The sequence below is a fragment of the Pseudomonas fildesensis genome (genome assembly GCF_001050345.1).
GTDB lineage: Bacteria > Pseudomonadota > Gammaproteobacteria > Pseudomonadales > Pseudomonadaceae > Aquipseudomonas > Aquipseudomonas fildesensis.
In genome coordinates, this window is record NZ_LFMW01000007.1 from 170,339 (window position 1) to 185,494 (window position 15,156).

A 15,156-nucleotide genomic window follows, 5' to 3' on the forward strand; every position below is an offset into this window, starting at 1 on the left:
ACAAGGCCCCTCAGGAATGCGCTTCGGTAAGGTTGGTCAGCTCAGGGCCTTGGCTGGGTGGCTCTTTGAGCACCACGCGCTTGATCGGGCCGACAATCACCAGGTAACTGAACACCGCCACCAGCGCGTTGGCGCCGACGAACACCAGGGCCCACTTGAACGAGCCGGTGGTGCTGATGATGTAGCCGATGACAATCGGCGTGGTAATCGACGCCAGGTTACCGAAGGTGTTGAACAAGCCGCCACTGAGACCAGCGATTTGTTTCGGCGAAGTGTCGGACACCACCGCCCAACCCAGTGCGCCAACGCCCTTGCCGAAGAAGGCCAAAGCCATGAAGCCCACTACCATCCATTCAACGTCAACGTAGTTACACGCAATGATGCTGCTGGAAACCAGCAGGCCAGCGATGATCGGCGCCTTGCGGGCGAACGTCAGGGAATGGCCCTTGCGCAGCAGATAGTCGGAAATCACCCCGCCGAGCACGCCGCCGATAAACCCGCAAATCGCCGGCAACGAGGCAATGAAACCGGCCTTGAGGATGGTCATGCCACGGTCCTGCACCAGGTACACCGGGAACCAGGTTAGGAAGAAGTAGGTAATGCCGTTGATGCAGTACTGCCCCAGGTACACGCCGAGCATCATGCGGTTGGTCAGCAGTTGGCGGATGTAATCCCACTTCGGACCGTCGGTTTTCTGACCCTTGCCCTTGTCCTGATCCATATCGACCATCGCGCCATTGGCTGCAATGTGATTGAACTCGGCTTCGTTGATCATCGGGTGCTGGCGTGGGCTGTGGATAACTTTCAGCCAGATCAGCGAGAACACAATGCCGATCACGCCCATCACGATAAACACGTGCTGCCAGCCAAAGCTGTAGACGATCCAGCCCATCAAAGGCGCGAACAACACAGTGGCGAAGTATTGCGCCGAGTTGAAGATGGCCGAGGCAGTACCGCGTTCGGCCGTAGGAAACCACGCCGCAACAATACGGGCATTTCCGGGAAACGAAGGCGCCTCAGCCAGGCCCACCATAAAGCGCAGCATAAACAGCGCGACAACAGCAGTGGAGACACCAAACTCACCGACATAGCCTTGCAGCACGGTGAACAGCGACCAGGTGAAGATGCTCAGGGCATAGACTTTTTTCGAACCGAACCGGTCCAGCAGCCAGCCGCCGGGGATTTGCCCGGCCACGTAGGCCCAACCGAATGCGGAGAAGATATAACCGAGGGTGACCGCGTCGATGCCGAGGTCTTTTTGCAGGCTGGAGCCCGCGATTGCGATAGTGGCCCGGTCGGCATAGTTGATCGTGGTCACCAGGAACAGCATGAGCAGGATCAAATAGCGGACATGGGTCGGCTTGGTCGCTTGCATGTAGAAGTACTCCCACTAATTATTTTTTTTGCGGGTAATTGTTTTGTGTTGCCTGGTGCTGCCCCTGTAGGAGCGCGCAAGGGCTAGCCGCCCGCCTCGCTCCTACAGAAAGACAGCCCCCATAACAGGGGTGTTGCGTCTTACGAACCGATGTAGCTGGTTTTCACCACGGTGTAGAACTCTTGCGCATAGCGACCTTGCTCACGCGACCCATAGGATGAGCCCTTACGGCCACCGAACGGAACGTGATAGTCCACACCGGCGGTCGGCAGGTTGACCATCACCATCCCGGCCTGGGAATGACGCTTGAAGTGGTTGGCGTATTTCAATGAGGTGGTGGCGATACCCGCCGACAAGCCGAACTCGGTGTCGTTGGCCATGGCCAGCGCTGCCTCGTAGTCGGCAACCCGTACGACGTTGGCCACCGGGCCGAAAATTTCTTCACGGCTGATGCGCATCTCGGCTTCACTGTCGGCAAACAGCGTCGGCGCCAGGTAGTAGCCTTCGGTGTCGCAGGTCACCAGGCCGCCACCGCTCACCAGCCGCGCACCTTCGCTTTGGCCGATGTCGATGTATTTCATGTCCTGGTCCAACTGGGCCTGGGAAACGACCGGGCCGATGTCGGTGCCGCTTTTCAGCGCGTGGCCGACCTTGATCGACTTCATGCGCTCGGCCATGGCCGCCACGAACTGGTCGTGAATACCGGCAGTGACGATCAAGCGGCTCGACGCGGTGCAACGCTGACCGGTGGAGTAAAACGCGCTCTGTACCGACAGCTCGACAGCTTGCTTGAGGTCGGCGTCATCAAGGATGATCTGCGGGTTCTTGCCGCCCATTTCCAACTGCACTTTGGCCTGGCGCGACACACAGCTGACTGCGATCTGGCGCCCTACACCCACGGAACCGGTGAAGCTGATGCCGTCGACTTTCAGGCTGTTGACCAGCACATCGCCAACCACACGACCGCTGCCCATCACCAGGTTGAACACGCCGGCCGGGAAACCGGCGCGGGAGATAATTTCCGCCAGCGCCCAGGCGCAACCGGGTACCAGTTCAGCCGGCTTGATCACCACGCAGTTGCCGTAGGCCAGGGCCGGGGCGATTTTCCAGGCGGGGATGGCAATCGGGAAGTTCCACGGGGTGATCAAACCGACCACACCCAGGGCTTCGCGGGTGACTTCCACGTTGACGCCCGGGCGCACCGACGGCACGTAATCACCGGACAAACGCAGGCATTCACCGGCGAAGAACTTGAAGATGTTGCCGGCGCGGGTCACTTCGCCGATGGCTTCGGGCAGGGTCTTGCCCTCTTCACGGGCCAACAGGGTGCCGAGTTCTTCGCGACGGGCGAGGATTTCGCTGCCGACTTTGTCCAGCGAGTCGTGACGGGCCTGGATACCGGAGGTGGACCAGGCAGGAAATGCGGCGCGGGCTGCGTCAATGGCAGCGTTGACCTGGGCGACATCCGCCTTGGCGTATTCGCCAATGACATCGGACAACTCCGACGGGTTGATGTTGACGCAGTAGTCGGCGCCGGCCACCCATTGGCCGTTGATGTAGTTTTCAAAACGCTTGGCTTGGGACACGAATCTTCTCCTGACGCAAAAGGCCGCTGATCTCTCAACGGCCTTATAGATAAGTTATTGCGGACCTTGCTTGTCGATCAGCGCGGCCAGGGCTTCGTACTCTTCCGGCAGCAGCTCGGTCAGCGGCGTGCGCACCGGGCCTGCGTCGTAGCCGACGATTTTCGCGCCCGCCTTGACGATGCTCACGGCGTAGCCGGCCTTGCGGTTACGGATGTCGAGGTACGGCAGGAAGAAGTCATCGATGATCTTGCCGACGGTGGCGTGATCTTCGCGGGCAATGGCGTGGTAGAAGTCCATCGCGGTTTTCGGGATGAAGTTGAACACCGCCGAGGAGTACACCGGCACGCCCAGGGCCTTGTAGGCAGCGGCGTAAACCTCTGCAGTCGGCAGGCCGCCGAGGTAGCTGAAACGGTCGCCCAGGCGACGGCGGATCGACACCATCAACTCGATGTCGCCCAGGCCGTCCTTGTAGCCGATCAGGTTCGGGCAGCGTTCGGCCAGGCGTTCCAGCAGCGGCGCGGTCAGGCGGCAGACGTTACGGTTGTAGACCACCACGCCGATTTTTACGGACTTGCACACGGCTTCAACGTGGGCAGCAACGCCGTCCTGGCTGGCTTCGGTGAGGTAGTGCGGCAGCAGCAACAGGCCTTTGGCGCCGAGGCGTTCGGCTTCCTGGGCGTATTCGATGGCCTGGCGCGTCGCACCGCCGACACCGGCAAGGATCGGCACGCTGGTGGCGCAGGTATCAACGGCGGTCTTTACCACTTGCGAATATTCGCTGGCCGCCAGGGAGAAAAACTCACCGGTGCCGCCAGCGGCGAACAAGGCGGTGGCGCCGTATGGGGCCAGCCATTCCAGGCGCTTGATGTAGCCCGCCTGGTGGAAGTCACCCTGGGCGTTGAAATCGGTCACGGGGAAAGACAGCAGACCGTGGGAGAGGATGGACTTCAGTTCTTGTGGATTCATTATTCGAACACCCTGGGCGAAGACTTTCTGTCGAAAGATTGTTGTTGGTATTGGTGATGTCGTACGTCATCGTACAACTATAAAAAGATTCGTCAACTGCAATTCATCGACCTTCATCCCGCAGAGTGTTGAGACAAGCGTTCTTGACGTAGGAAGTTTTTCCTCTATGCTCGACATGACTGTATATACATACAGTTACCAAGGAAGATTCCTACGACATAGCAAGGAGCTAACATGTCAGGTCTTGAACTCGCGGCACCCGAAAAAAAACCTCCCACCCTGCGCTTCGAAGGCGGCGAACACACCGCTATCGGCGACGACACGCTGTTGCGCTTCACCAAAGACGCACCGGCGATTCCCGCACGACAAGTCGAACTGCACCTGCCCAACGGCCTAGCCCTGACTTACGGCCAGGTGATTGCCCTGGGTGGCGACTTCTACGGCATCCCCGGCCAGCCCATCAGCGACGGCGCCTCCGCTGCCGACCGCGGACAACGTTTTACCGCAGCCTTCAACTCGCTGGCGGTGCTGCCCGCCTCGCGGGAAGAAGCGCACAAGATCCTTGCGGTGATGCAAAAGGAGATCAACGCGGTCAACCAGGCGATCAAGGACGGCAAACAACCCCATGACGCTTACGATGCGCTCGGTGATACGTTGTCCGAGGAGTGGAACCGCATCACTGGCGGCGGCAGTGCGGTTTCAGCGCTGATTCCACTGGGGCGTTACTTGAAGTTGGCGGCGGACAATGCCGACCACTTCGGCGAATGGGCGCTTTCAGCGTACCTGGCAGGCCATGCGGCGGCACTGCAACAAGCCGTCGTGGCCCATCAAATCGGCACCGACCAGGCACTTGAGCTGGCGTATGCCATGAACAGTTTTGCCGACCACTTCTTGACCGACCTGTTCTCCGCCGGCCACCTGCGGGTGCCGCGCAAACAGTTGGCAGGCGTGGTGACGCCTGGGGAACTGGGCTCGCTGATCAGCCGCTTCATGCACGATGAAGACAGCAAGTTCGGGCTCAAGGTGCGCAACGCCCTGGGGGATCAATGGCACGCGTACGGGGATAAACGCTACTTCGACACCCTCGACGCGGCCAATCGCGGGCAGGTCAAACGCGCGGTCCAGGCCTCGGCGGATGAAGTATTCGAGGCCTTTATCAGCGGCGCCGCGCCCTCCCCGGCCACCTTCAAGGCGCCGCTGTATGTGCCGGACTTGAATGCAGCGCAGAACCCGGCGAATAACTTCTCACCGCTGTTCAAGATGGAGGGTGGCAAGGTGCTGCGGCGCAAGGACGTGAATGACCTGAACGACAAGCACTGGACAAATGATTGGTGGGGGTGGAGTACGTATTTGCTGTTGAAGGACTACAAGCCGAATACGCCGTTGCCTTGACGGCCATTCGGCGCGACTGTGATTTCTGACAGTTACGCCGAACTTCAATGAGGAGGACAAGCTCTACCTGTCTTCGGATGACCTGAAAGACTACGCAAACAGCACGGTGGAGATCCGATACCAAATACGCGCCGAATCGGGAGACTGATACTCGGAGCCATTAGAGGTAAAAGTCCCGCCGTGACACCCGATTTAACCCCGCTGCGCCTCTGCCTCTTCATGCGCATGGCGCAGCCGCTCGCGGCTATTCGTCAGGTGCAAGCGCATAGCCGCCCGCGCCGCGTCCGAATCCTGACGAGCAATCGCCTCATAAATCTCTTCGTGTTCGCGGCTCAGGCGCCCCATGTAGTGCTGCTGGTCATCATGGGCCAGGCGCGCCGAGTTCAGGCGGGTACGCGGAATGATGCTGGTGCCCAGGTGGGTCATGATGTCGGTGAAGTAGCGGTTGCCGGTGGACAGCGCAATTTCCAGGTGGAACGCAAAGTCTGACGCCACCGCATCGCCGGCATGCGCCGCGCTTTCATTCAGGGCATCGAGTGCCGCGCGCATGGCTGCCAATTGCTCATTGCTGCGACGTAACGCGGCGAGGCCGGCGGATTCCACTTCCAGGCTGATACGCAGCTCCAGGATGGCCAGCACGTCGCGCAAGGTCACTACCGTGGCAGGGTCGATGCGGAAGCCGCTGGGGCTTGGTGTATCCAGCACGAACGTGCCGATGCCGTGGCGGGTTTCCACCTGCCCCGCCGCCTGCAGGCGCGAGATGGCCTCACGTACCACGGTGCGACTGACCCCATGGGCGTCCATGATCGCCGACTCGGTGGGCAGTTTGTCGCCGCGTTTGAGTTGGCCGTCGCGGATTTGCTCGGACAACACCGTGACCAGTTCCTGGGCAAGGCTGCGGCGCTTGCGGGGAAGACGAGGGGCGGTGTTGGCGTTTTCCATGGGGGGGTCATCTTTCTCGGTGAACTGAGGACACATCATAGCCCATGGCGGTTGTACGATCACCGTCCCTGGCATGACTTTCATCCATAACCGGCAGGCAAAAAAATGCCCCGGCAACCGCCGAGGCATTTTTCAGGCTTGCCCGAGGGCGAAAGCCGCTTACTTCACCACTTTCAGGCTCGGCCGACCGCTTGGGCGCGGTGGCTCGGAATCCGGTGGCGGCACAGCATCGCCATCTTCGTTTTCGATCGCTTCGTCATCCTCGAAAGGCGACTCCAGATCAAACACCATGCCTTGGCCATTTTCCCGGGCATAGATCCCGAGGATTGCACCGATCGGCACGTACAGCGTATGCGGCACACCGCCGAAACGCCCTTCGAAGCTTACGGCTTCGTTGTCCATGTGCAGGTGGCGCACGGCACTGGGTGAAACGTTCAGCACGATCTGCCCGTCACTGGCAAAACCCTGCGGTACCTGAACCGCAGCAAATTCCGAATTGACCAGCATGTGCGGGGTGCAATCGTTGTCCACAATCCACTCATAGAGCGCGCGGACCAGGTAGGGTCGACTGGAGTTCATCAGCGGCTCCTTAAGCCTTAGCGCATATCGCGTTCGACGCCAGACAGACTCGCCTGGAAAGCCTCACGCGCAAACTGGCGCTCCATGTAATCAAGCAACGGCTTGGCCGGCCGTGGCAGTTCAATGCCCAGAATCGGCAAGCGCCAGAGTATGGGTAATAGGCAGCAATCGACCAAGCTTTGTTCCTCGCTGAGGAAAAAAGGTTTGTCGGCGAACAGCGGCGAAACGCCGGTCAGGCTCTCGCGCAATTCCTTGCGCGCCACGACACGGGCTGCCTCTTTGCTGCGCGAATCCAGAATCACATCCACCAGCCCACACCAGTCACGCTGGATCCGATGGATCAGCAGGCGGCTGTTGGCACGCGCCACCGGATACACCGGCAGCAAAGGTGGATGAGGGTAACGCTCATCCAGGTATTCCATCACCACGGTTGACTCCCACAACGCTAGGTCACGATCGACCAGGGTGGGCAAGCTGCCGTAAGGGTTCACTTCGATCAGTTTTGGCGGATGACGACCCGCCTCCACACTGATGATCTCGGCGCTGACACCCTTCTCTGCGAGCACGATGCGTACTCGGTGGGAATAGTGGTCGGCGGGGTCGGAGTAACAGGCCAACCGGTTGGTCACGCCCATGGCGGTCCTCCTCGCTTGTTGAAATTATCGAAAGCTCAAAAACGAGCGCGCCCAGAGAGCATCTCTGCAACGACAGGTTTTACCCGTCGCTACGTGTTCAGAGATGCCGCTGGGCGCGCAAGATTAACAGCAATTGCTTACGGTTGGATCAATGCACATCTTTCCAGTATTCGCGTTTGAGCAGATAAGCGAATACGAAGAAGAAAGCCAGGTACAGCAAGACATAAGTACCGATACGCTGATGCTGCAGTTTGACCGGGTTGGCCGAGTAGGCCAGGAAGGTCACAAGGTTCTTGACCTTGTCGTCGAACTGCTCGTCATTCAAGGCACCGGGGGTGTCTATCTTCAGTTGATCGCACGCTTCATGAGTCAACGGCGTGCCGGTCAACGGATCGTATTGCTTCTTGCCGTCTTCCACGACCTGAACCTGCTTGCATCCTACCACTTGCTTGCCTTGCAGGCCGACCAGAACGTTAGGCATACCGACGTTCGGGAACACTTTGTTGTTCACGCCCCATGGACGCGACGGGTCTTCGTAGAACGACTTGAGGTAACCGTAGAGCCAGTCGGTGCCGCGAACACGTGCCACCAGGGTCAGGTCGGGCGGTGCAGCACCGAACCAGGCCTTGGCGTCAGCCGGCTTCATGCCGATGTTCATGTGGTCGCCAATCTTGGCGCCGGTGAACACCAGCTTCTCCAGCATGACCTCGTGGGGGATGCCCAGGTCATCGGCAACACGCTCATAACGCTGGAACTTAGCGCTGTGGCAACCCATGCAGTAGTTGGCGAACGTACGCGCGCCGTCTTGCAGGGCGGCCTTGTCTGAAACGTCGATATCGACTTTTTCCAGTTCCGGGCCGTGCTCGGCAGCGAAGGACAGTAGCGGCAGGGCCGCAAGTATCAATGCAACGAATAATTTTTTCATCAGCCAGTCACCCTTTCCGGTACCGGTTTGGTCTTCTCAAGCCGGGTGTAGAACGGCATCAGAATGAAGTAGGCGAAGTACAGGAAGGTGCAGACCTGTGACAGCAACGTACGCTCAGGAGTCGGTGCCAATACGCCCAGCACGCCCAGGATCACGAACGAGATGCAGAACACCCACAGCCAGATCTTGCTCAGCCAGCCCTTGTAGCGCATGGACTTGACCGGGCTTCGGTCGAGCCACGGCAGCACGAACAGCACCGCGATGGCCCCGCCCATGGCGATGACGCCCATGAGCTTGTCGGGGATCGCCCGCAAGATCGCGTAGAACGGCGTGAAGTACCAGACAGGAGCAATGTGCTCAGGGGTCTTGAAGGCGTTGGCCTGTTCGAAGTTAGGCTTCTCCAGGAAATAACCACCCATCTCCGGGAAAAAGAACACGATCGAGCAGAACACGAACAGGAACACGACAACACCGACAATGTCTTTCACGGTGTAGTACGGGTGGAACGGAATGCCATCCAGAGGGATGCCGTTCTCGTCCTTGTGCTTCTTGATGTCCACACCATCCGGGTTGTTGGAACCCACTTCGTGCAGCGCCAGGATGTGCAGCACCACCAGGCCGAGAATCACGATCGGCAGGGCCACGACGTGCAAGGCGAAGAAGCGATTCAGGGTGATACCGGAGATCAGGTAGTCACCGCGGATCCACTGCGTCAGGTCGTTGCCGATCACCGGAATCGCACCAAACAGCGAGATGATCACCTGGGCGCCCCAGTAGGACATCTGGCCCCACGGCAGCAGGTAACCCATGAAGGCTTCGGCCATCAGCGCCAGGTAGATCAGCATGCCGAAGACCCACACCAGCTCGCGGGGCTTCTGGTACGAACCGTAGAGCAAGCCACGGAACATGTGCAGGTAGACGACGATAAAGAACGCTGACGCGCCGGTGGAGTGCAGCAGGCGCAGGATCGAGCCGTATTCGACGTCACGCATGATGTATTCGACGGAAGCGAACGCTTCTTCCGCCGAGGGTGTATAGCTCATCGTCAGCCAGACGCCGGTGACGATCTGGTTGACCAGCACCAGCAGTGCCAGGGAGCCGAAGAAGTAGAAGAAGTTAAAGTTCTTTGGTGCGTAATACTTGCTGAGATGGTCTTCCCACATTTTCGTAGCGGGGAAGCGCGCATCTACCCAATCCATGAACTTGCTCATCACGCGTTCTCCTTGTCGAGGCCAATGACAATGATGTCGTCAGATTCGTAGTTATGCGGAGGCACGGGCAGGTTCAACGGAGCTGGTTGCGATTTGTAGACGCGGCCCGCCAGGTCATAGTGCGAGCCGTGGCAAGGGCAGAAATAACCGCCGACCCAGTCCTTGCCCAGGTCAACTGGCGCGACTTCCGGTCGGAAGGTAGGCGAGCATCCGAGGTGGGTGCAGAGACCGACCAGCAGCAGAATCTCTGGCTTGATCGAACGTGCTTCGTTTTTGGCGTAGGCGGGTTGGTCGGATTTCTCAGATGTAGGGTCAGACAACTGGCCTTCGATCTTTTTCAGATTTCCCAGGATTTCCTCTGTACGACGAACAATGAATACCGGCTGACCACGCCACTCAGCAATCATCTGCTGACCTGGCTCGATCTTGCTGATATTCACCTTCACCGGTGCACCTGCGGCTTTCGCCTTGGCACTGGGAAACCATGACCCCACGAACGGGACCGCAGCCCCCACCGCTCCTGCAGCACCCACCACGGATGTGGCTGCTACCAAGAAGCGACGCCGGCCTGCATTCACGCCGTCATTGCTCATTCAGTCCTCTCCCATCAGCTTTTTTGGCCTGTTAAATCAGGCGTCTACTAAGTATTAAATCTGAACTTATAAAAATTTTGCCGAATGGTAATGAAAAGCCCCACGTCTGACAAGGGAATTGCCCGGGCCTCCAGCTCCAGGCCTTGTAGTATAGGGGGTCTACGGATGTGGCAAGTTGTCACGGCGAAATTTGTGAATAATCGCAGGCAATAAAAAACGCCCAGCTCCGTGAGGAGCTGGGCGTTTTTGTGGAACGTAAAGCGAATTAACGCTTCGAGTACTGCGGACGCTTACGCGCTTTACGCAGACCGACTTTCTTACGTTCAACTTCACGGGCATCACGAGTCACGAAGCCAGCTTTGCGCAGAGCGCCACGCAGGGTTTCGTCGTACTGCATCAGAGCGCGAGTGATACCGTGGCGGATTGCGCCAGCTTGACCACTTACACCGCCACCGATAACGGTGACGTAGATGTCGAACTTTTCAACTGTCTCGGTCAATTCCAGCGGCTGACGAACTACCATGCGGGCAGTTTCGCGGCCGAAGAAGTTTTCCAGAGTGCGGTTGTTGATCGAGATGTTACCAGTGCCCGGACGCAGGAAAACGCGTGCGGTTGCGGTTTTGCGACGGCCAGTGCCGTAATTTTGAGTCGCCGACATAATGAACTATTCCGTTAAAACTTCAGTTCTTGGGGCTGCTGAGCAGCATGAGGGTGAGCAGCGCCCGCATAGACTTTCAGCTTGCGAAACATATCGCGACCCAGTGGGCCCTTCGGCAGCATGCCTTTAACCGCGATTTCAATCGGGGCCTCAGGCTTCTTAGCGATCAGGCCTTCGAAATTGGAAGACTTGATGCCGCCTGGGAAACCGGAGTGACGGTAGTACATTTTGTCTTGCGCTTTGTTGCCGGTAACACGTACCTGCTCAGCGTTGATGATCACGATGTAGTCACCGGTGTCAACGTGAGGGGTGTATTCAGGCTTGTGCTTGCCACGCAGACGGCTGGCGACTTCAGTGGCCAGACGACCCAGAGTCTGACCAGCGGCGTCGACGACAAACCAGTCGCGCTGAACTGTTTCCGGTTTTGCAGTAAAAGTTGTCATTCTTTAATAGCCTCAGGGGCCGCCCTGTAAATTAGACGGCGGATCTTACTGAATAGTGCGTACTTTGACAAGTCAAAGGCAGCCGGATACAGACGCTATCGGGGGCTCGGGTCGGCGCGTCCGTTCAACGGCAAGATTCTTCGGCAGGCGGCGCATCACTTCCACTGCAGAAAGAGGTGGGCAATTATGCAGATTGCGAAAAAAAATTCAACCTGCTTTTATGATTGTTTTCCCTGAAGGAGTACCCGATGGATTATCGACAGCTGGGCCGAACCGATCTGAACGTGAGCGCGATAGCCTTGGGCACCATGACTTGGGGCGAGCAGAACAGCGAGGCAGAGGCCTTCGCACAGATCGAAAGGGCCAAGGCCGCGGGGATCAACTTCCTCGATACCGCAGAAATGTACCCGGTACCGCCCAAGGCCGACACCTATGCCACCACTGAGCGTTATATCGGCAATTACTTCAAGAGCCGGGGCGACCGTGCCGACTGGATCCTCGCCAGCAAGATCGCCGGCCCCGGCAACACCATCGATTACATCCGCGATGGCCACCTGCGGCACAACCGCAAGCACATCGTCGAAGCCCTGGATGCCAGCCTCAAGCGCCTGCAAACCGACTGGATCGACCTCTACCAGTTGCACTGGCCGGAACGCAGCACCAACTTCTTTGGCCAACTGAGCTACAAGCACAAGGACGAAGACGACCTGACCCCGCTGGAGGAAACCCTCGAAGCGCTGGACGAACAGGTGAAGGCCGGCAAGATCCGCCACATCGGCCTGTCCAACGAAACGCCGTGGGGCACCATGAAGTTCCTGGCCCTGGCCGAAGCCCGTGGCTGGACCCGCGCGGTGTCGATCCAGAACCCCTACAACCTGCTCAACCGCAGCTTCGAAGTGGGCCTGGCGGAAATCGCCATTCGCGAACAGTGCGGGCTGCTGGCCTACTCGCCTCTGGCGTTCGGCATGCTCAGCGGCAAGTACGAAGGCGGTGCACGCCCGGCAAAAGCGCGCCTGACGGAATACAGCCGCTTCAGCCGCTACTTCAACCCGCAGTCGGAAGCAGCCTGCAGCCGTTATGTCGCACTGGCGCGCGAGCATGGCCTGGACCCGGCGCAGATGGCCCTGGCGTTCGTGACGCAGCAGCCGTTCGTGACCAGCAACATTATTGGCGCGACGAGCCTGGAGCAGCTGGACAGCAACATTGCCAGTGCTGATCTGAAGTTATCGAAAGAGGTGCTGGACGGGATTGAGGCGATTCAGAAGGATCATCCAAATCCTGCACCTTGATTGACTGGACAGGCTGACACATACCCTGTGGCTAGGGAGCTTGTCGGATCGCCGCACCGTCCCGTTGGACTGCGTAGCAGTCCCATCTTTGGGGCTGCTTCGCGGCCCAACGGGACGGTGCGGCGATCCGACAAGCTCCCTCGCCACAGGTTCAGTGCCCGCCCTTAACTGAGCGGCTTCAGGGCAAGCCCGCTCGCCACAAAAGCCCTTCAACTCCGGCGCTAAAGCGCCCGCGCAATAATCTCCTTCATGATCTCGTTGGTCCCCGCATAAATCCGTTGCACGCGCGCATCTGCCCAGGCCCTGGCAATCGGGTATTCCCACATGAAGCCGTAGCCTCCGTGCAACTGCACGCAATCGTCGAGCACCTTGCATTGCAGGTCCGTGGCCCAGTACTTGGCCATCGCCGCCGTGGGCACATCCAGCTTGCCCTCCAGATGCAACGCCAAGCACTTGTCGACGAACACGCGGCCAATCTGGATCTCGGTCGCCATCTCGGCCAGCTTGAACCGGGTGTTCTGGAAATCGGCAATCGCCTTGCCAAACGCTTTGCGCTCGCGGGTGTAATCCAAGGTCCACTGCAACGCCGCCTCGGCTGACGACAGCGCGCCAATCGCCACGGTCAAGCGCTCCTGGGGCAGCTCCTGCATCAGGTACGCGAAGCCCATGCCCGCCTGACCCAGCAAGTTGTCCTTGGGCACGCGCACGTCCTGGAAGAACAGCTCCGACGTGTCCTGGGCCTTCATGCCCACCTTCTCCAGACGCTTACCCTTGTCGAAGCCCGGCGTGTCGGCTTCAACCAGAAACAGGCTGGTGCCCTTTGCACCGGCCTTGGGATCGGTCTTGGCGACCACGATCACCAACTCGGCGAGAAAGCCGTTGGTGATAAAGGTCTTGGAGCCGTTGATCACATACTCATCGCCGTCGAGCACGGCAGTCGTCTTGACCCCTTGCAGGTCGGACCCGGCCCCCGGCTCGGTCATCGCAATGGCCGTGACCATCTCGCCGGAGATCAATTTGGGCAGGTACTTGTGTTTCAGCGCTTCACTGCCGTAATGCAGGATGTACGGCGCAACGATGTCCGAATGCAGGGAGAAACCGATGCCGGTCAGCCCCAGTCGGCTGATCTCCTCAATCACCACCGTGCTGTAGAGGAAGTCCGCGCCCAGGCCGCCGTATTCCTCTGGCAGATGGGAGCACAGCATCCCCGCCTCGCCCGCTTTACTCCAAAGCTTGCGATCGATATAGCCCTGCTTCTCCCATTGCCCGTGAAACGGCGCGGCGTCTTTTTCGAGGAAAGTGCGCACGCTATGGCGGAAGAGTTCGTGCTCCGGGCTGAACAACGTTCTGGGGATCATGGGTCACCTGCGTGGATTGTCGGACAAAGACGAGCCCACAGAGCCTATGCCGCGAAGGCGTCACGGGACACTGGACACATGCGACAAAAAATAAGACGATCCAGCCGTCTGGTGACCACTTTCCCCTATAAGAATAAATGAAATTATGTCTAACCAAATCTCCACGCCCTTGCGGCGCGTCAGCATTTTGGCCATTGATCGGGTATTCGCTTCAACCCTCATGCAAGCCAAGGATTTCTTCCACCTCGCCAGCCTGCGTTACGGCAAGCAACAAGGCCTGGGCCTGACTCCGGCGTTCGAAACGCGCCTGGTCAGCCCCGACGGGCAATCGGTCTGCAGCTTCAGTGATGTGATCATGCCGGTGGACGGCGGCCTGGAAGACGCCGACATCATCGTCTTACCGGCCTTCTGGGATGACTTCGAGGCCCTGTGCACGCGCTACCCGCAAGTGCTGCCGTGGCTGCGCGAGCAACACGCACGCGGTGCCGTGCTCTGCGGCGAAGCCACCGGGGTGTTCTGGCTGGCCGAGGCCGGGCTGCTCGATGGCAAGGAGGCGACCACCTACTGGCGTTTCTTCAACGCCTTCAGCGAGCGCTTCCCCAAGGTTCAGCTCAACCAGGACAAGCACCTCACCGACGCCGACAACCTGTACTGTGCCGGCGGCACCACTTCGGCCTGCGACCTCTATATCTACCTGATCGAACGCTTCTGCGGCGCCAACATCGCCCAGGCCGTGGCCCGCGACATCCTCTACGAAGTGCAGCGCAACTACGCGCCGGGGCGCATTGGTTTTGGCGGGCAGAAGCTGCACCAGGACGTGATCATCCTGCAGATCCAGCACTGGCTAGAAGAGCACTTCGCCGACAAGTTCCGCTTCGAAGACGTCGCCCGCGAACACGGCATGAGCATCCGCAACTTCATGCGCCGTTTCCAGACCGCCACCGGCGACAAGCCACTGCATTACCTGCAGCGCCTGCGCATCGAGACCGCCAAGGGCCTGCTCTCGGGCAGCCGCAAGAGCATCAAGACCATCAGTTATGAGGTGGGTTACGACGATGCGAGTTTCTTTGCGCGGTTGTTCCGGCAGCACACCGAGCTGTCGCCTAACCAGTACCGGCAGCAGTTCCAGCAGGCTGCCTGAATGATCGTTCCCACGCTCTGCGTGGGAATGCCGCCTGGGACGCTCCGCGTCCCGCCATTCGGC

General features: G+C 59.2%; 15 protein-coding genes. 3 read left to right on the forward strand and 12 right to left on the reverse strand.

Annotated features, from left to right (window positions below):
* Positions 1 to 10: 10 nt before the first annotated feature.
* The 3 genes from ACR52_RS11265 to kdgD all read right to left on the reverse strand — a co-directional run bounded on the left by ACR52_RS11265 (position 11) and on the right by kdgD (position 3,927).
* Complete coding sequence (locus tag ACR52_RS11265; RefSeq protein ID WP_048724044.1) at positions 11 to 1,375, reverse strand: MFS transporter; 1,365 nt, start codon at positions 1,373 to 1,375, stop codon at positions 11 to 13.
* Between the two features lie 140 nt (positions 1,376 to 1,515).
* Positions 1,516 to 2,961 (reverse strand): aldehyde dehydrogenase family protein, encoded by a 1,446-nt coding sequence (locus tag ACR52_RS11270; protein ID WP_048724046.1) that lies wholly within the window; start codon positions 2,959 to 2,961, stop codon positions 1,516 to 1,518.
* 54 nt (positions 2,962 to 3,015) lie between these two features.
* Positions 3,016 to 3,927 (reverse strand): 5-dehydro-4-deoxyglucarate dehydratase, encoded by a 912-nt coding sequence (gene kdgD, locus ACR52_RS11275; RefSeq protein WP_048724047.1) that lies wholly within the window; start codon positions 3,925 to 3,927, stop codon positions 3,016 to 3,018.
* 234 nt (positions 3,928 to 4,161) lie between these two features.
* Here kdgD and ACR52_RS11280 point away from each other — a divergent pair, with 234 nt between their 5' ends.
* The gene (locus ACR52_RS11280; RefSeq protein WP_048724049.1) at positions 4,162 to 5,319 is read left to right on the forward strand and encodes a hypothetical protein; all 1,158 of its coding nucleotides are present in this window, start codon (positions 4,162 to 4,164) and stop codon (positions 5,317 to 5,319) included.
* Positions 5,320 to 5,511: 192 nt separating this feature from the next.
* Here the strand turns inward: ACR52_RS11280 and ACR52_RS11285 are convergent, their stop codons facing one another.
* From ACR52_RS11285 to rplM, 8 genes are all read right to left on the reverse strand, one after another.
* Positions 5,512 to 6,261 (reverse strand): FadR/GntR family transcriptional regulator, encoded by a 750-nt coding sequence (locus ACR52_RS11285; RefSeq protein ID WP_048724051.1) that lies wholly within the window; start codon positions 6,259 to 6,261, stop codon positions 5,512 to 5,514.
* 159 nt (positions 6,262 to 6,420) lie between these two features.
* Positions 6,421 to 6,840, reverse strand: coding sequence for a ClpXP protease specificity-enhancing factor (locus tag ACR52_RS11290; RefSeq protein ID WP_048724053.1), 420 nt, complete (start codon positions 6,838 to 6,840; stop codon positions 6,421 to 6,423).
* 17 nt (positions 6,841 to 6,857) lie between these two features.
* Positions 6,858 to 7,475: a glutathione S-transferase N-terminal domain-containing protein gene (locus ACR52_RS11295; RefSeq protein ID WP_032886246.1), complete on the reverse strand. Its 618-nt coding sequence runs from the start codon at positions 7,473 to 7,475 to the stop codon at positions 6,858 to 6,860.
* Between the two features lie 148 nt (positions 7,476 to 7,623).
* Positions 7,624 to 8,400: a cytochrome c1 gene (locus tag ACR52_RS11300; RefSeq protein ID WP_048724057.1), complete on the reverse strand. Its 777-nt coding sequence runs from the start codon at positions 8,398 to 8,400 to the stop codon at positions 7,624 to 7,626.
* Positions 8,400 to 9,611: a cytochrome b gene (locus ACR52_RS11305; protein WP_048724058.1), complete on the reverse strand. Its 1,212-nt coding sequence runs from the start codon at positions 9,609 to 9,611 to the stop codon at positions 8,400 to 8,402. The genes ACR52_RS11300 and ACR52_RS11305 overlap by 1 nt, the downstream gene beginning before the upstream one ends.
* Positions 9,611 to 10,204 carry a ubiquinol-cytochrome c reductase iron-sulfur subunit gene (gene petA, locus ACR52_RS11310; RefSeq protein WP_048724060.1) on the reverse strand — a complete coding sequence of 198 codons (594 nt, stop codon included), beginning with the start codon at positions 10,202 to 10,204 and terminating at the stop codon, positions 9,611 to 9,613. Before petA ends, ACR52_RS11305 begins: the two co-directional genes overlap by 1 nt.
* A 265-nt stretch (positions 10,205 to 10,469) precedes the next feature.
* Positions 10,470 to 10,862 carry a 30S ribosomal protein S9 gene (gene rpsI / locus ACR52_RS11315; protein ID WP_003216038.1) on the reverse strand — a complete coding sequence of 131 codons (393 nt, stop codon included), beginning with the start codon at positions 10,860 to 10,862 and terminating at the stop codon, positions 10,470 to 10,472.
* A 14-nt stretch (positions 10,863 to 10,876) separates the two neighbouring features.
* Positions 10,877 to 11,305 carry a 50S ribosomal protein L13 gene (gene rplM, locus ACR52_RS11320; protein ID WP_010568039.1) on the reverse strand — a complete coding sequence of 143 codons (429 nt, stop codon included), beginning with the start codon at positions 11,303 to 11,305 and terminating at the stop codon, positions 10,877 to 10,879.
* A gap of 248 nt (positions 11,306 to 11,553) precedes the next feature.
* Here rplM and ACR52_RS11325 point away from each other — a divergent pair, with 248 nt between their 5' ends.
* Positions 11,554 to 12,594, forward strand: a complete 1,041-nt coding sequence (locus ACR52_RS11325; RefSeq protein ID WP_048724066.1) for an NADP(H)-dependent aldo-keto reductase — start codon at positions 11,554 to 11,556, stop codon at positions 12,592 to 12,594.
* Between the two features lie 221 nt (positions 12,595 to 12,815).
* Here the strand turns inward: ACR52_RS11325 and ACR52_RS11330 are convergent, their stop codons facing one another.
* Positions 12,816 to 13,952 carry an acyl-CoA dehydrogenase family protein gene (locus tag ACR52_RS11330; RefSeq protein ID WP_048724067.1) on the reverse strand — a complete coding sequence of 379 codons (1,137 nt, stop codon included), beginning with the start codon at positions 13,950 to 13,952 and terminating at the stop codon, positions 12,816 to 12,818.
* A gap of 220 nt (positions 13,953 to 14,172) precedes the next feature.
* Between ACR52_RS11330 and ACR52_RS11335 the strand changes: the two genes are divergently transcribed.
* The gene (locus tag ACR52_RS11335) at positions 14,173 to 15,093 is read left to right on the forward strand and encodes a GlxA family transcriptional regulator (RefSeq protein ID WP_173439237.1); all 921 of its coding nucleotides are present in this window, start codon (positions 14,173 to 14,175) and stop codon (positions 15,091 to 15,093) included.
* Positions 15,094 to 15,156: the final 63 nt, after the last annotated feature.